The following is a 16,817-nucleotide window of genomic DNA, read 5'->3' as shown; positions in this document are numbered from 1 at the left end:
AAATGTTCCGTAAACTGCTTGACGAAGGTCGTGCAGGTGAGAACGTTGGTGCCCTTTTACGTGGTACTAAGCGTGATGACGTTGAACGTGGTCAAGTATTGGCTGCTAAAGGTTCAATCAACCCACACACAACTTTTGAATCAGAAGTTTATGTTCTTTCAAAAGACGAAGGCGGACGTCACACTCCATTCTTCAAAGGCTACCGTCCACAGTTCTACTTCCGTACAACGGACGTAACTGGCGACATTCAATTGCCAGAAGGCGTTGAAATGGTAATGCCTGGCGATAACGTACAAATGATCGTAACTCTAATCGCGCCAATCGCGATGGATGAAGGTCTACGTTTCGCAATCCGTGAAGGTGGCCGTACTGTTGGTGCTGGTGTTGTTGCGAAAGTTATCGCTTAAGACACTAAAGTTTAAGTTAGATACGAATTGTATTTGACTAATGACTATCAAAAAGGGCATCATTTGATGCCCTTTTTCTGCACTGAACAAAAAGCAAGGCGTTTTTTTATGCTTTTTGTACCATTCAGTAAGGAATCTATATTAGATTTAAGATCTAATTTGTTTAGTTTATGGTCTTCCATAAGCTAATGAGTTAGCCCTGCTATCGCGGGGTTATTGTCGTTTAAAACAAAACTTGTCACAGGTTTGATTATGAAAGCCAAAGCTGAAACTCATGAGAGCTCAAAAGCTGCAGATGCTTTTAAGTGGTTGATCACTTTTGCTCTGTTAGCCGCTGCTGTTGTGGGTAATTACCTGTATGGTGATATGTCTGTTGCTATCCGCGCAGCAGCCGTTGTTATTCTTATCGCCGCAGCACTAGGTGTTGCCGCATTAACAACGAAAGGTAAAGCTACGATAGTTTTTGCTCGAGAAGCGAAACTAGAAGTTCGCAAAGTTATCTGGCCTTCTCGCCAAGAGACAATGCAAACCACATTTATCGTATTAGCTGTAAGTATTGTAATGGCTCTATTGCTTTGGGGTATCGACGGCATTATGGTTCGTTTGATTGCTCTAGCAACTGGGGTGTAAGGGGTTTTAAATGAGTGAAGCACCAAAAAAACGCTGGTATGTCGTTCAAGCTTTTTCAGGATTTGAAGGGCGTGTTGCACAGTCTCTTCGTGAACATATTAAAATGCATGCTATGGAAGAATTCTTTGGCGATGTATTAGTTCCGACTGAAGAAGTTGTCGAAATGCGTGCTGGTCAACGTCGTAAAAGTGAGCGTAAATTCTTCCCGGGCTATGTATTAGTCCAAATGTTGATGAATGACGAATCATGGCACTTAGTACGTAGCATTCCTCGTGTTATGGGCTTTATTGGTGGAACCTCAGATCGCCCAGCTCCAATTACGGATAAAGAAGCGGATGCTATCTTAAACCGTTTAGAGAAGGCGAGTGAAGCTCCAAGACCGAAGACATTGTTTGAAGCGGGTGAAGTTGTCCGTGTTACTGAAGGCCCATTTGCGGACTTTAACGGTACAGTTGAACACGTTGATTATGAAAAAAGCCGCATAAAAGTGTCTGTTTCGATTTTTGGTCGAGCCACACCGGTTGAGTTAGAGTTCAGCCAAGTTGAGAAGAACGACTAATCATTTCATCGTTGGATGATAGATTCAGGTGTTTTGTTGAAATAATAAACAAGATGCTTGTATAAGGTTCGAAATTTATTTATAATTTCGCGCCTTTTTACAGGGTTTACCTGTTAAAAGTTTTTACATAAATCGGGGAGCTAATGAATACATTAGCGGTTGAACCCAAAATTTAGGAATTATCATGGCTAAGAAAGTAGAAGCTTATATCAAACTGCAAGTTGCAGCTGGTATGGCAAACCCAAGTCCACCAGTAGGTCCTGCACTAGGTCAACACGGTGTAAATATCATGGAATTCTGTAAAGCATTTAATGCAAAAACAGAATCTATGGAGAAAGGTCTTCCAACTCCAGTTGTTATCTCTGTATACAGTGACCGTTCTTTTACGTTTATTACCAAAACACCACCTGCAGCTGTTCTTTTGAAGAAAGCAGCTGGCCTAAAATCTGGTTCAGCTCGTCCAAATACGGACAAAGTGGGTACAATCACTGACGCTCAAGTGCAAGAGATTGCAGAAACTAAAGCGGCTGATATGACTGGCGCAGACATCGAAGCGATGAAGCGTTCTATCGCGGGTACTGCTCGTTCAATGGGCCTAGTGGTAGAGGGATAAGATCATGGCAAAACTAACTAAACGTATGCGCACTATTCGTGAAAAAATCGAAGTGTCTAAAGAATACGAAATCAATGAAGCTATCGTTCTTCTTAAAGAATTAGCAACGGCTAAGTTCGTAGAAAGTGTTGACGTTGCTGTTAACCTTGGTATCGATGCTCGTAAATCTGATCAAAACGTTCGTGGCGCAACAGTTTTACCACATGGTACTGGTCGTGATATTCGCGTTGCAGTATTCACTCAAGGTGCAAATGCTGAAGCGGCTAAAGCTGCTGGTGCAGATATCGTGGGTATGGAAGATCTAGCTGAGCTTGTTAAGAAAGGCGAGATGAACTTTGACGTAGTTGTTGCTTCTCCTGATGCAATGCGCGTTGTTGGTCAACTTGGTACTATCTTAGGTCCACGTGGTTTAATGCCAAACCCTAAAGTTGGTACTGTAACTCCTAACGTTGCTGAAGCAGTTAAAAATGCTAAAGCGGGTCAGGTTCGTTACCGTAACGACAAAAACGGCATCATTCACACCACTATTGGTAAAGTGAGTTTTGACGCGAATCAACTACAAGAGAACTTAGAGTCTCTTTTAGTCGCGCTTAAGAAAGCAAAACCTTCTTCAGCGAAAGGTACTTTCCTGAAAAAAGTGAGCATCTCTACTACTATGGGTGCTGGTGTTGCAGTTGATCAAGCAAGCTTAGATACTAAAGCTAGCTAATTAATTTGCTTAGGCGTGAAATTTGTGTATAATTTTGCGCCTATTTGACATGGTTGGAGTATTGCTTTTTTTGTCTACTTCTTTTTTAGAAAAGGACAGAGCAAATGATGCTTCCATCCAAGACCGTAGGTGATTCATTCATTTTAATGCATGAAACTTAATTTTACCTACGTAGATGGTGCCCGAACGGATGGTCGTATTTCATTCTTGAAATATTCATTTGGGAATGCACCAAAAGAACCCTCAAAATTTTTGAGTGGTGTAACTACAACCAGGAGTAAATCCAAATGGCTTTAAATCTTCAAGACAAACAAGCAATTGTTGCTGAAGTTAACGAAGCAGCCAGTGGTGCACTTTCTGCAGTTGTTGCTGACTCTCGTGGCGTTGCTGTTGGCGCGATGACTTCTCTACGTAAACAAGCTCGTGAAGCTGGTGTTTACTTGAAAGTTGTTCGTAATACATTAGCTCGTCGTGCAGTGGTTGGTACAGGCTACGAATGTCTTCAAGACGTATTCGTTGGTCCTACTTTGATCGGTTTCTCTAATGAGCACCCAGGTGCTGCTGCACGTCTTTTTAAAGACTTCGCAAAAGAGAATAAAAAATTCGAAATCAAAGCAGCTGCATTTGAAGGCGTATTAACTAATGCTGACGTATTAGCGACACTACCAACTTACAATGAAGCTATCGCTCGTCTAATGATGTGCATGAAAGAAGCTTCTGCTGGTAAATTGGTACGTACTATCGCTGCTGTTCGTGATCAAAAACAAGAAGCAGTGGCATAAGCCCTACTTTAATTTTTTGATTACCATATAAACTTATTGTTAACTTTAAAAGAGAATTGTTATGTCTATTACTAACGAGCAAATCCTAGACGCAGTTGCAGAAATGTCTGTAATGCAAGTTGTTGAGCTTATCGAAGCTATGGAAGAAAAATTCGGCGTTTCTGCTGCTGCAGCAGTTGTTGCTGGCGGCGCTGCTTCAGCTGATGCTGCAGAAGAGCAAACTGAATTTGACGTAATCCTAACTGCTGTTGGCGGAAACAAAGTTTCTGTAATCAAAGCGGTACGTGGCGCGACAGGTCTTGGCCTGAAAGAAGCTAAAGGTTTAGTTGATAGTGCTCCTGCTCCACTTAAAGAAGCAGTTTCTAAAGACGAAGCTGAAGCTCTTAAAGCAACTCTAGAAGAAGCTGGTGCTTCTGTTGAAATCAAGTAATTATTATTTGATTTCTTAGCCGCAAGGCTAATGGCTGGTGGTTTATTAACCACCGGCCTTTTTGCGCTGTAGGGTGTAGACTAATTTTCCCGCTGTTTAGGCGTCTATATCCAAGCAAAAAACACCTCTAAGGCTCTGCTGGAATGTTTGTTCAGATGAGATTAGGGTGTCACTACAGAAAACAGTGTTGTTAGTCACTGTCCCCGTGTTACCAACGCAGTTGGTTTCAACGTGTTTTGGACGGTTCGGGTCACTTATCAGCTAGCTGAGGAACCCCATGGTTTACTCTTACACCGAGAAAAAGCGCATCCGTAAGGATTTTGGTAAGCGTCCACAAGTTTTGGACGTTCCATATCTGCTATCGATCCAGCTCGATTCATTCGACAAGTTCATTGAACAGGATCCTGAAGGTCAATATGGTCTGGAAGCTGCCTTTCGTTCTGTATTTCCAATCCAGAGCTATAATGGCAATTCTGAGCTGCAATACGTTAGCTACCGTCTTGGTGAGCCAGTGTTTGACGTTAAAGAATGTCAAATCCGTGGTATCACTTATTCGAAGCCACTACGCGTAAAATTACGTCTAGTTGTTTTTGATAAGGAAGCACCAGCAGGTACCGTAAAAGACATCAAAGAACAAGAAGTCTACATGGGCGAAATTCCGCTTATGACAGACAATGGTACCTTCGTAATCAATGGTACTGAGAGGGTTATCGTATCCCAGTTGCACCGAAGCCCAGGCGTGTTCTTCGACAGCGATAAGGGTAAAACTCACTCATCAGGAAAAGTGCTTTATAATGCACGTGTCATTCCTTACCGTGGTTCATGGTTAGATTTTGAGTTCGATCCAAAAGATAACTTATATGTACGTATTGACCGTCGTCGTAAATTACCGGCGTCTATCATTTTACGTGCATTACGCAAGACGACTGAAGAAATCCTAGATATCTTCTTTGAAAAAGTGCGTTTTGAAGTAAAAGACCAAACTCTATTAATGGAGTTAGTGCCTGATCGTTTACGTGGTGAAACCGCTTCTTTCGATATTGAAGCGAATGGCACTGTTTACGTAGAAGCTGGCCGTCGTGTTACTGCTCGTCATATTCGTAGCCTAGAAAAAGATGGCGTGGAATTCATTGAAGTTCCAGTTGAGTACATCGTAGGCAAAGTGGCTTCAAAAGATTATATCGATGAAGCGACTGGCGAAATTATTGTTGCAGCAAACCAAGAAATTTCTTTAGAAGCGTTGGCGAATCTTTCTCAAGCTGGTTACAAACAGCTTGAAGTTCTGTTTACCAATGATCTAGACCACGGCCCATTCATGTCTGACACATTACGTGTTGACAGCACAACTGATCGTATTTCTGCTTTAGTAGAAATCTATCGCATGATGCGCCCTGGCGAGCCACCAACAAAAGAAGCAGCTGAATCACTATTCAACAGCTTGTTCTTTGCTGAAGAGCGTTATGACTTATCGACTGTTGGTCGTATGAAGTTTAACAGCTCGATTGAGCGTGAAGATGCTCAAGAGCAAAGCATTCTTGATGAAACTGACATTATTGCAGTGATGAAGAAGCTGATCGGAATCCGTAACGGTCAAGGCGAGGTTGATGATATCGATCACCTTGGTAACCGTCGTATCCGCAGCGTTGGTGAGATGGCTGAAAACCAATTCCGTGTTGGTCTAGTCCGTGTTGAACGTGCAGTGAAAGAACGTCTAAGTCTTGGTGATTTAGATGCGATCATGCCACAAGATCTTATCAATGCTAAGCCGATTTCGGCTGCAGTGAAAGAGTTCTTCGGCTCATCACAGCTTTCTCAATTTATGGATCAGAACAACCCGTTGTCAGAAGTGACGCATAAGCGTCGTATTTCTGCATTAGGGCCTGGTGGTTTGACGCGTGAGCGTGCTGGTTTTGAAGTACGTGATGTTCACGTAACTCACTACGGTCGTTTATGTCCAATCGAAACGCCTGAAGGTCCAAACATCGGTCTAATCAACTCATTATCAGCGTTTGCTCGTTGTAATGAATATGGTTTCCTTGAAACCCCTTACCGTCGCGTTGTTGATGGTATTGTGACTGAAGATGTGGATTATCTGTCAGCTATTGAAGAAGGTCAGTTTGTTATCGCTCAGGCGAACGCACACTTGACTGATGACAGCCGCTTTGCTGAAGAGCTAATTACCGCTCGTCAAAAAGGTGAGTCTGGTCTACACCCACGTGATCATGTGAATTACATGGACGTGGCAACAAACCAAGTTGTATCTATCGCTGCTTCGCTTATCCCGTTCCTAGAACACGATGATGCGAACCGTGCATTAATGGGTGCAAACATGCAACGTCAAGCAGTTCCAACACTACGCGCTGACAAGCCGTTAGTTGGTACTGGTATTGAGCGTAATGTGGCGGTTGATTCAGGTGTAACTGCGGTAGCGAAACGTGGCGGTACAGTTCAGTCTGTCGATGCTTCTCGCATCGTAGTAAAAGTTAATGAAGAAGAGTTAGTACCAGGTGAAGCCGGTATCGATATCTATAACTTAACTAAGTACACCCGTTCTAACCAAAACACATGTATTAACCAACGCCCAACTGTGATGCCTGGTGAACCAGTAGCACGTGGTGACGTAATTGCTGATGGTCCTTCAACTGACCTTGGTGAATTAGCGCTTGGCCAAAACATGCGTATCGCATTTATGCCTTGGAATGGTTACAACTTCGAAGATTCCATCTTGGTTTCTGAGCGTGTTGTTCAAGAAGACCGTTTCACTACGATTCACATTCAAGAACTGTCTTGTGTGGCTCGTGATACTAAGCTTGGTAGTGAAGAAATTACCGCTGATATTCCAAACGTAGGTGAGTCTGCTCTGTCTAAATTAGACGAGTCAGGTATTGTTTACATTGGTGCTGAAGTGAAGGGTGGCGACATCCTAGTTGGTAAAGTAACGCCTAAAGGTGAAACTCAGCTAACTCCTGAAGAAAAGCTTCTACGAGCTATCTTCGGTGAAAAAGCATCAGATGTGAAAGATACGTCTCTACGTGTACCTAACTCTGTTTCTGGTACGATCATTGATGTTCAAGTCTTTACTCGCGATGGCGTAGAAAAAGACAAGCGTGCGCTTGAAATTGAACAAATGCAGCTTAAAGAAGCGAAAAAAGATTTGACTGAAGAGTTCCAAATCTTAGAAGGCGGCCTATTGGCTCGTGTTCGTTCACTTCTTCTATCTGGTGGCTTCTCTGAAGCTCGACTAGATGGCATGGAGCGTAAGCAATGGTTAGTACAAACACTGGAAGATGACAGTCTTCAATCTCAGCTTGAACAACTTGCTGAGCAGTGGGACGAGATTAAAGCTGACTTTGATAAGAAGTTTGATACTAAGCGTCGTAAGATCACTCAAGGTGATGATCTTGCTCCGGGTGTACTGAAAATTGTTAAGGTTTACCTTGCAGTTAAACGTCGCATTCAGCCTGGTGATAAGATGGCGGGTCGTCATGGTAACAAGGGTGTTATCTCTAAGATTAACCCTGTTGAAGACATGCCTTATGATGAAAAAGGTCAACCTGTTGATATCGTGCTAAACCCACTGGGTGTACCGTCACGTATGAACATCGGTCAGATCTTAGAAGTTCACTTAGGTCTTGCTGCTAAAGGTATCGGTGACAAGATCAACCAGATGGTTAAAGAGCAGCAGGAGCTTGCTAAGTTCCGTACGTTCTTACAGAAGGTTTATGATTTAGGTGATACTCGTCAAGAAGTTAATATTGCTGAATTGTCTGATGATGAAGTTCGTACTTTAGTTAAAAACTTACGAGGTGGTCTACCGATCGCAACGCCAGTGTTTGATGGTGCGAATGAACCAGCAATTAAAGAGCTGCTTGCTCTTGCCGACCTTCCAACGTCAGGTCAATTAGATCTGTATGATGGACGTACTGGTGATAAGTTTGAGCGTCCTGTAACTGTCGGTTACATGTACATGCTAAAACTGAACCACTTGGTTGATGACAAGATGCACGCACGTTCTACTGGTTCGTACAGCCTAGTAACTCAGCAACCACTTGGTGGTAAAGCTCAGTTCGGTGGTCAGCGTTTCGGTGAGATGGAAGTATGGGCACTAGAAGCATACGGTGCTGCTTACACTCTACAAGAAATGCTAACTGTTAAGTCTGATGATGTGAATGGCCGTACTAAGATGTATAAGAGTATCGTAGATGGTGATCACAGCATGGAACCTGGAATGCCAGAATCGTTCAACGTATTGTTGAAAGAGATTCGCTCTCTAGGTATTAACATCGAGCTAGAAGACAAAGAGTAATTATTAACTGCAGCGAAAAATCTGCAATTAATATGGCACCTTAGATTAACCCGGTAGAAAAGAGGCGTTCAACCGAACGCCTCTTAACTCCTTACAGGAGCTGATTGTGAAAGATTTACTGAACTTTCTAAAAGCACAGCATAAGACCGAAGAGTTTGATGCAATCAAAATCGGTCTAGCTTCTCCAGACATGATTCGTTCATGGTCGTTTGGTGAAGTTAAAAAGCCAGAAACTATTAACTATCGTACGTTCAAGCCTGAGCGTGACGGTTTGTTCTGTGCTCGTATTTTTGGTCCAGTAAAAGACTACGAATGTCTTTGTGGTAAATACAAGCGCTTGAAACACCGTGGTGTTATCTGTGAGAAGTGTGGCGTAGAAGTTACACAAACTAAAGTTCGTCGTGACCGTATGGGCCACATCGAGCTAGCTTCTCCAGTAGCACATATTTGGTTCTTAAAATCACTACCATCTCGTATCGGCCTATTAATGGATATCCCGCTACGTGACATCGAACGTGTTCTTTACTTCGAAATGTATGTAGTGACGGAGCCTGGCATGACTGATCTTGAAAAAGGTCAAATGCTAACGGAAGAAGAATACTTAGATCGCCTAGAAGAATGGGGAGATGAGTTTGTAGCGAAAATGGGTGCTGAAGCGATCAAAGATCTGCTACACACCATGGATATGCACGCAGAAGTTGAACAAATGCGTGAAGAGCTAGAAACCACTAACTCAGAAACTAAGCGTAAAAAACTGACCAAGCGTCTGAAGCTAGTTGAAGCCTTTATCCAATCAGGTAACAATCCTGAGTGGATGATCTTAACTGTACTTCCAGTATTGCCGCCAGATCTACGTCCTCTAGTTCCACTAGATGGCGGTCGTTTTGCGACTTCAGATTTGAACGACTTATACCGTCGTGTGATCAACCGTAATAACCGTTTGAAACGTCTTCTAGATCTTTCTGCTCCAGACATCATCGTACGTAACGAAAAGCGTATGTTGCAAGAGTCTGTTGATGCTCTTCTAGATAACGGTCGTCGCGGTCGTGCGATCACAGGTTCTAACAAACGTCCTCTTAAATCTTTGGCTGACATGATCAAAGGTAAACAAGGTCGTTTCCGTCAGAACTTACTTGGTAAACGTGTAGACTACTCTGGCCGTTCTGTAATCACAGTTGGTCCATACCTTCGTCTACACCAGTGTGGTCTTCCTAAGAAGATGGCACTAGAACTATTTAAACCATTTATCTACAGCAAGCTAGAATCTCGTGGCATGGCTACAACGATTAAAGCGGCTAAGAAAATGGTAGAGCGCGAAGAAGCGATCGTTTGGGATATCCTAGATGACGTTATTCGTGAGCACCCAGTTCTACTTAACCGTGCACCAACACTTCACCGTCTTGGTATTCAAGCATTCGAACCTGTACTTATTGAAGGTAAAGCGATTCAGCTTCACCCACTTGTGTGTGCGGCCTATAACGCCGACTTCGATGGTGACCAAATGGCGGTACACGTACCGTTAACATTGGAAGCACAGCTTGAAGCACGTACGTTAATGATGTCGACCAACAACATCCTTTCACCAGCATCTGGTGATCCGATCATCGTACCTTCTCAGGACGTTGTATTGGGTCTTTACTACATGACTCGTGACAAGATCAATGTTAAAGGTGAAGGTATGTACCTTGCTGGCCCAGAAGAGGCTGAAAAGGCATACCGTACTAAGAGTGCTGAGCTACACGCTCGCGTTAAAGTACGTATCACTGAAACGATTGTTGATGAAGATGGCAACAGCACAACGAACACTGCAATGCGTGATACCACAGTTGGTCGTGCAATGCTTTGGCAGATCGTACCAAAAGGTCTTCCTTTTGAAATCGTGAACCAAAAGTTAGGTAAGAAACAAATCTCAACCTTACTGAATGAGTGTTACCGTAAGCTGGGTCTAAAAGATACTGTAATCTTTGCTGACCAAATCATGTATACAGGTTTTGCATACGCAGCACTTTCAGGTGTTTCTGTTGGTATCGACGATATGGTTGTACCGGCAGCAAAATACACTGAAATTTCAGCGGCTGAAGAAGAAGTACGTGAAATCCAAGAACAATTCCAATCTGGTCTTGTTACTGCGGGCGAACGTTACAACAAAGTTATCGATATCTGGGCGTCTACCAACGACCGTGTTGCGAAAGCGATGATGGATAACCTTTCTTTTGAAACTGTCGTTAACCGTGATGGTGTGGAAGAGCAACAAGAATCGTTTAACAGCATCTATATGATGGCTGACTCCGGTGCTCGTGGTTCTGCAGCACAGATTCGTCAGTTAGCTGGTATGCGTGGTTTGATGGCTCGTCCAGATGGTTCAATCATCGAAACGCCGATCACAGCAAACTTTAAAGAAGGTCTAAACGTTCTTCAGTACTTCATCTCAACCCACGGTGCTCGTAAAGGTTTGGCCGATACCGCACTGAAAACAGCGAACTCAGGTTACCTGACTCGTCGTTTAGTAGATGTAGCACAAGACGTTGTTGTTACTGAACATGACTGTGGCACTTTCGAAGGCGTTGACATGATGCCTCATATCGAAGGTGGTGACGTTAAAGTTGCACTGACAGAGCTTGCGCTTGGTCGTGTTGTAGCAGAAGACGTAATCAAGCCTGGTAGCAGTGAAGTTTTAGTTCCTCGTAACACTTTGATTGATGAGAAGTGGTGCCAGATTCTAGAAGCTAACTCAGTTGATAGTATGCGTGTACGTTCAGTTGTAACGTGTGAAGCAGACTTCGGTTGTTGTGCAAACTGTTACGGTCGTGATCTAGCTCGTGGTCACCTAGTCAACCAAGGTGAGGCAGTTGGTGTTATCGCTGCTCAATCAATCGGTGAACCTGGTACACAGCTAACGATGCGTACGTTCCACATCGGTGGTGCGGCATCAACGGCAGCAGCAGAAAACAGCATTCAAGCGAAAACAACCGGTACAGTGAAACTTCACAATGCTAAGTTTGTTATCAACAAAGATAAGAAACTTGTTATCACTTCTCGTGCATCTGAGATGACGATTATTGATGAGTTTGGCCGTACTAAAGAGAAGCACAAACTTCCTTACGGTTCTATGCTAAGCAAAGCAGATAACGAAGCGGTTTCAGCTGGCGACATTGTTGCTAACTGGGAAGCGCATACCATGCCAATCATCACTGAAGTGGCAGGTCGTATCCAATTTGTTGACATGATTGACGGTGTGACCATTTCTCGCCAAACTGATGACCTAACTGGCCTATCTTCAAGTGAAGTAGTAGACCCAGCTCAGCGTTCAACAGCTGGTAAAGATATGCGTCCAGCTATCAAACTAGTTGATGCGAAAGGTAATGATGTAATGATCCCTGGTACTGATATGCCAGCGAACTACTTCTTACCAGGTAAGGCTATCGTAAACATCGAAGATGGTGCGGAAGTTGGTATCGGTGATACTTTATCTCGTATTCCTCAGAAATCGAGCGGTAACCGCGATATTACCGGTGGTCTACCACGCGTAGCTGACTTGTTTGAAGCTCGTAAACCAAAAGAGCCTGCGATCCTTGCTGAGCACACAGGTACTGTGTCGTTTGGTAAAGAAACCAAAGGTAAACGTCGTCTATTGATCACTCGCGAAGGCGGTGACGTTTATGAAGAAATGATTCATAAACATCGTCAGCTAAACGTATTTGAAGGTGAGAAAGTAGAACGTGGTGACGTCATCTCTGATGGTCCTGAAACACCACATGACATCCTACGTTTACGTGGTATTCATGCTGTTACTCAGTATATTGCTAACGAAGTCCAGGAAGTTTATCGCTTACAAGGCGTTAAGATTAACGATAAGCACATTGAAACTATCGTTCGTCAAATGCTACGTAAGTGTACAATCACTCATTCTGGTGATTCTGAGTTCCTTGCAGGTGAGCAAGTTGAATTCGCACAAGTTAAAATTGCTAACCGTTTATTAGAAGCGGAAGGTAAAGAGCTTGTACGTTTTGAGCGTGACTTACTAGGTATTACAAAAGCGTCTCTAGCAACTGAGTCGTTCATCTCTGCTGCATCGTTCCAAGAAACGACGCGTGTACTTACTGAAGCTGCGGTTTCTGGTAAGCGTGATGAACTACGTGGCTTGAAAGAGAACGTAATTGTAGGTCGTCTGATCCCTGCTGGTACAGGTTATGCCTACCATCAAGAACGTCAGAAAGAGCGCCTAGAGCAAGGTCCTTCTGTTGAACAAGCAACGGATAACCTAGCGGCACTTCTTAACGCTGGATTCTCAGAAGACTAAGTCTAACGAATGTTCAGATAAAGTATAAAAGGCACCTTCGGGTGCCTTTTTGTTTTTAGGGGGTTCAACTTAATTTATCGGTAACTAAAGAAAATTATGTGGGTATCTCTGAACCCATGGTGTTAAAAAATAGAAGGCGTATACTTTTGGCTGTTTTAATGTCTTAAGTGAATCGTAATAATGCTCTACCTCTTTCCTATGGTTACCGTGTTTATTTGGGCTGGTAACGCTATTATTAATAAAATGGCTTCTACAGTCATCGATCCTGGCGCAATTTCTTTTTATCGTTGGCTTGTCGCTTTGATCGTATTGACGCCTTTTTTGGCAATTCCAACTTGGAAGCGCAGAAAACAAATTATTCCGTACTTACCTAAGCTTGCTTTTCTTTCTTTGCTTGGAATGGTTTTAAATCAATCGTTAGGTTATTACGCAGGGTTGACTACGACAGCGCTCAATTTATCGCTTATTACTTCTCTTGTGCCTTTAATCGGATTGTTTCTTAGTATTCCACTGTTAAATCAAAAACTGACGTTGTATGCCGTGTTAGGCGCGGTTATTTCATTTTCGGGTTTACTCATAATGTTAAGCCATGGGAATGTAATGTCATTGTTTGTGCAGGATATTAATGAAGGGGATTTGTTGGTTTTATTGGCAACATTGGCTTACGCGTTATATGTCGTCTTGATTAAGCGTTGGCGGATGCCTATTTCAAATTGGCAGTCGGTTTATGTGCAAGTTTGCTGTGCGATTGTTTTTCTGTTCCCGCTGTTTAGCATGAGCGCTCCTGTCGTATTTACTCAGCAGACGGTGCCATTAATTTTGTATGCAGGTTTATTGGCTTCCATTATTGCACCTTGGTGTTGGATGATGGGGATTGAACATTTAGGGGCGGATAAAGCGGCCATTTTCATGAATCTCATGCCTGCACTAACCGCGATTTTAGCGAGCTTTATTTTACATGAAACATTGACGCTATTTCATTATATCGGGATGATCATGATTATAGGCGGGGTTATTTTGGCTCAACGAAGTCGTAATGTGAAACCTATGATAGCCAAGGTGCCACAAAAATAACAAGCAAACATTATCGCCATCTATTAAGGTGGCGATAAACAAATTTTTAGCGTATTTAAGCCCCTGGTGGGATCTCTAAACTTTCAGCAATCATCTGAATCAGTTGATCTTCTAACTCAAAACGCTCTTCCATAACCTCTCCAATTTCAGAGAGATCGGCATCAAAGTCTTCTAATTCATCTTCCGCTGCAACATCAGCATACTTATCGGTGTAATTGAGTAGCGGTTCGGTGGTTTTGACGATATCAAAATACGTGCGATCTATTTCTTCAGTCGGTGAGAAGCCAGTAGAATGCCATTTAGCCATGACCATATCATAAATTTTAAAATGGCCTTCAGAGATGTAATCCACGACATGTTGACAGAAATTTTGTAATTCTTCTGGAGATGGAAGTTGAGAGAGAGCGACTTTGTTGGCGTTTGGCTTTAATGCGGCAAGCTTACAATATTCAACAAGTAATACTTGGCGAGTGGAAAGCCAATGGTCGATAACATCACTAGAGCCACCAAATTGGGCTTGGGTCTGTTTAAATTTATTTAGCATGACGGTATCCTCATTATTGCTGTTGCATGGTACTGCAATCAGCGTCTCTACTGGGTAGAGCGTCCTTTTTGATTGTGTATACCATGATCAAATAAGTGATAATGGATAGCCAATCGATAACCACTGGTATGAAATTAGATTGCCAGTAAAATGGTGGAACTTCAAGCAATGAGAGAATCGGATGTTAAATAAATATCAAAAAGTCTACTGGTGTATCGTTGACGGTAGCGAAATCTATTTTCCGAATCAAAGCTTGCCGTATGGATCGGCAGAAGAGCTAAATTTACCGCTCGGACAAGCCTTAAATATTGGCACATATCTTGGCACGCCATGCTATTGGATTAATGCCAGCGAGATTGAGTCTCTTTTTGAAATGTCATCCTTACGTGACTTATTATCACAGCCAGAAGCTTTATTTTTAATGGCAAGTCGCGCAATACAGTTTGGACATATGTTTACGACGCAACGTTTTTGTTCGCAGTGTGGTGGTCGAAATCATCTGAATATTAATCAAATTGCCATGCAGTGTAGTGATTGTCGTACTTTGCATTATCCGCGTATTTTTCCTTGTATCATTGTGGCGATAAAAAAAGATCATCAAATTCTACTCGCCAATCATGCGCGGCATACTGGTGGCATGTATACCGTGATTGCTGGATTTGTCGAAGTAGGGGAAACCTTAGAGCAATGCGTGGCGAGAGAAATCAAAGAAGAAACGGGTATTGATGTAAAAAATATTCGTTACTTTGGAAGCCAACCATGGGCATTTCCATCGAGTATGATGGTCGCTTTCTTGGCTGATTATGATCGAGGTGAGATTAAAGTAGACAAAACGGAGTTAGCCTGCGCGAATTGGTTTAGCGCCGAATGCCTTCCTCCAGTGGCACCGAAAGGGACGATTGCTCGAGCATTAATTGAGCATACTTTAGGTTGTGACGTTACGGATTAGGTAAAACATCTAATCATGAGGCAAAAAAAACCTCCGGGGATGCCGGAGGGGTAAGTAAGATGTCGTTATGGTTGCGGAACATCACGTGTTCTCGCTTATTATCATTCTTCATTAGCAAACTAAATTGCTAGCCAACAAAGTATTAACAAATTCCTCGGTGCAAGCAAATATCAGGCGAATTTAATGTTGGATAACATGATCTCTATTACAAACCATTAGCAAAATGTGCGCTAAGTAATGATAGAATAATGCCTTTCAAGGTTAGGGAAAAAACAAATGACTGAATTAAAAAATGACCGCTACTTACGCGCTTTAATGAAAGAGCCAGTAGATTACACGCCTGTATGGATGATGCGCCAAGCTGGCCGCTATTTACCAGAATATCGTCAAACTCGTAGTGTGGCTGGTGATTTCATGTCACTTTGTAAAAATGCCGAGTTAGCATCAGAGGTGACCTTACAGCCGCTGAAACGATTTCCATTAGATGCTGCCATTTTATTTTCTGATATCTTAACTATTCCTGATGCGATGGGATTAGGTTTGTATTTTGAAGCGGGTGAAGGTCCAAAATTTGAACGTCCAATTACCTGCAAAGCGGATGTCGATAAAATTGGTCTACCAGATCCAGAAGGCGAGTTGCAATATGTAATGAATGCTGTTCGCCAAATCCGTAAGGATCTGCAAGGCGAAGTGCCTTTGATTGGTTTTTCTGGCAGCCCATGGACGCTAGCGACTTACATGGTTGAAGGTGGTAGCTCAAAAGCCTTTACTAAAATTAAGCAGATGATGTATGCCGACCCAAGTATTTTGCATGCGTTATTAGATAAGCTAGCGGATAGTGTTGTCGAATATCTGAATGCTCAAATTAAGGCAGGTGCTCAATCTGTCATGGTATTTGATACTTGGGGCGGTGTCTTAACCCCGCGTGATTACCAAGAGTTTTCGTTACAATACATGCACAAAATCGTCGATGGCTTAATTCGTGAGAATGACGGTCGCCGTGTGCCTGTTACTCTATTTACTAAAAATGGCGGTATGTGGCTTGAGAAAATTGCAGCGACAGGCTGTGATGCGATTGGCTTAGATTGGACCATTAATATCGCCGATGCAGTTGCTCGCGTGGGTGATAAAGTAGCGTTGCAAGGCAATATGGATCCATCTATTTTGTATGCGCAACCTGAACGTATTCGCCAAGAAGTTGCTTCGATCTTAGATGGATTTGGTGATGCTGGAACTGGTCACGTATTCAACTTGGGACATGGTATTCATCTTGATGTACCACCAGAAAATGCTGGGGTGTTTGTGGATGCTGTGCATGAATTGTCGAAGCCTTATCATCGATAATTAAAATACAATTAAATCAAAGCGTAGCCATTGAGCTGCGCTTTTTTATTCCCACTGTATATTTAGAGATCGGATGAGTTGCGATTTTGTGTTATTGGCATAGAATAAAATCACTCATGGATGAATCAGATAACTGACACATTGAACTTATGTTTATGAAAATAAATCGA

The 16,817-nt window shown here is 42.7% G+C and carries 13 protein-coding genes; 12 read left to right on the top strand and 1 reads right to left on the bottom strand.

Features of this window, described 5'->3' with window-relative positions; genetic code table 11:
• The 10 genes from HC725_RS15245 to HC725_RS15200 form a co-directional block, all read left to right on the top strand.
• Positions 1 to 407 (top strand): EF-Tu C-terminal domain-related protein (locus HC725_RS15245; RefSeq protein ID WP_190332509.1); only part of this gene is annotated, 407 nt, incomplete at its 5' end.
• Between the two features lie 252 nt (positions 408 to 659).
• Positions 660 to 1,037 carry a preprotein translocase subunit SecE gene (secE, locus tag HC725_RS15240; protein WP_190332729.1) on the top strand — a complete coding sequence of 126 codons (378 nt, stop codon included), beginning with the start codon at positions 660 to 662 and terminating at the stop codon, positions 1,035 to 1,037.
• 10 nt (positions 1,038 to 1,047) lie between these two features.
• Complete coding sequence (gene nusG / locus HC725_RS15235) at positions 1,048 to 1,596, top strand: transcription termination/antitermination protein NusG (protein ID WP_190332728.1); 549 nt, start codon at positions 1,048 to 1,050, stop codon at positions 1,594 to 1,596.
• A 184-nt stretch (positions 1,597 to 1,780) separates the two neighbouring features.
• The gene (gene rplK, locus HC725_RS15230) at positions 1,781 to 2,209 is read left to right on the top strand and encodes a 50S ribosomal protein L11 (RefSeq protein ID WP_190332727.1); all 429 of its coding nucleotides are present in this window, start codon (positions 1,781 to 1,783) and stop codon (positions 2,207 to 2,209) included.
• A gap of 4 nt (positions 2,210 to 2,213) precedes the next feature.
• Positions 2,214 to 2,918: a 50S ribosomal protein L1 gene (gene rplA, locus HC725_RS15225; RefSeq protein ID WP_190332726.1), complete on the top strand. Its 705-nt coding sequence runs from the start codon at positions 2,214 to 2,216 to the stop codon at positions 2,916 to 2,918.
• Positions 2,919 to 3,205: 287 nt separating this feature from the next.
• Positions 3,206 to 3,700 (top strand): 50S ribosomal protein L10, encoded by a 495-nt coding sequence (gene rplJ / locus HC725_RS15220; RefSeq protein WP_190332725.1) that lies wholly within the window; start codon positions 3,206 to 3,208, stop codon positions 3,698 to 3,700.
• Positions 3,701 to 3,761: 61 nt separating this feature from the next.
• Positions 3,762 to 4,130, top strand: a complete 369-nt coding sequence (gene rplL / locus HC725_RS15215; protein WP_190332724.1) for a 50S ribosomal protein L7/L12 — start codon at positions 3,762 to 3,764, stop codon at positions 4,128 to 4,130.
• Positions 4,131 to 4,407: 277 nt separating this feature from the next.
• Entirely contained in the window at positions 4,408 to 8,436 is a 4,029-nt protein-coding gene (gene rpoB / locus HC725_RS15210; protein WP_190332723.1) for a DNA-directed RNA polymerase subunit beta, read from the top strand.
• A 106-nt stretch (positions 8,437 to 8,542) separates the two neighbouring features.
• Positions 8,543 to 12,736, top strand: coding sequence for a DNA-directed RNA polymerase subunit beta' (gene rpoC / locus HC725_RS15205; RefSeq protein ID WP_190332722.1), 4,194 nt, complete (start codon positions 8,543 to 8,545; stop codon positions 12,734 to 12,736).
• Between the two features lie 180 nt (positions 12,737 to 12,916).
• A complete protein-coding gene (locus HC725_RS15200; protein ID WP_190332721.1) occupies positions 12,917 to 13,810 on the top strand; it encodes a DMT family transporter in 894 nt (297 codons plus the stop codon).
• Positions 13,811 to 13,865: 55 nt separating this feature from the next.
• Here HC725_RS15200 and rsd read toward each other — a convergent pair whose 3' ends face one another.
• Positions 13,866 to 14,354: a sigma D regulator gene (gene rsd, locus HC725_RS15195; protein ID WP_190332720.1), complete on the bottom strand. Its 489-nt coding sequence runs from the start codon at positions 14,352 to 14,354 to the stop codon at positions 13,866 to 13,868.
• A 181-nt stretch (positions 14,355 to 14,535) separates the two neighbouring features.
• Between rsd and nudC the strand changes: the two genes are divergently transcribed.
• Together nudC and hemE are read left to right on the top strand one after the other, a co-directional pair.
• Positions 14,536 to 15,303 carry an NAD(+) diphosphatase gene (gene nudC / locus HC725_RS15190; RefSeq protein WP_190332719.1) on the top strand — a complete coding sequence of 256 codons (768 nt, stop codon included), beginning with the start codon at positions 14,536 to 14,538 and terminating at the stop codon, positions 15,301 to 15,303.
• 276 nt (positions 15,304 to 15,579) lie between these two features.
• Positions 15,580 to 16,647, top strand: a complete 1,068-nt coding sequence (hemE, locus tag HC725_RS15185) for a uroporphyrinogen decarboxylase (protein ID WP_190332718.1) — start codon at positions 15,580 to 15,582, stop codon at positions 16,645 to 16,647.
• Positions 16,648 to 16,817 lie beyond the last annotated feature (170 nt).

It is taken from the genome of Vibrio sp. S17_S38, from assembly GCF_014694375.1.
Classification (GTDB): Bacteria; Pseudomonadota; Gammaproteobacteria; order Enterobacterales; family Vibrionaceae; genus Vibrio.
Note: the sequence above shows the minus strand (reverse complement) of the source record. Positions and strands in the feature narration are given on the sequence as shown.

Coding starts and splice junctions, on each gene's coding strand:
- secE (WP_190332729.1), top strand. CDS start 660: ATGAAAGCCAAAGCTGAAACTCATGAGAGCTCAAAAGCTGCAGATGCT.
- nusG (WP_190332728.1), top strand. CDS start 1,048: ATGAGTGAAGCACCAAAAAAACGCTGGTATGTCGTTCAAGCTTTTTCA.
- rplK (WP_190332727.1), top strand. CDS start 1,781: ATGGCTAAGAAAGTAGAAGCTTATATCAAACTGCAAGTTGCAGCTGGT.
- rplA (WP_190332726.1), top strand. CDS start 2,214: ATGGCAAAACTAACTAAACGTATGCGCACTATTCGTGAAAAAATCGAA.
- rplJ (WP_190332725.1), top strand. CDS start 3,206: ATGGCTTTAAATCTTCAAGACAAACAAGCAATTGTTGCTGAAGTTAAC.
- rplL (WP_190332724.1), top strand. CDS start 3,762: ATGTCTATTACTAACGAGCAAATCCTAGACGCAGTTGCAGAAATGTCT.
- rpoB (WP_190332723.1), top strand. CDS start 4,408: ATGGTTTACTCTTACACCGAGAAAAAGCGCATCCGTAAGGATTTTGGT.
- HC725_RS15200 (WP_190332721.1), top strand. CDS start 12,917: ATGCTCTACCTCTTTCCTATGGTTACCGTGTTTATTTGGGCTGGTAAC.
- rsd (WP_190332720.1), bottom strand. CDS start 14,354: ATGCTAAATAAATTTAAACAGACCCAAGCCCAATTTGGTGGCTCTAGT.
- nudC (WP_190332719.1), top strand. CDS start 14,536: ATGTTAAATAAATATCAAAAAGTCTACTGGTGTATCGTTGACGGTAGC.
- hemE (WP_190332718.1), top strand. CDS start 15,580: ATGACTGAATTAAAAAATGACCGCTACTTACGCGCTTTAATGAAAGAG.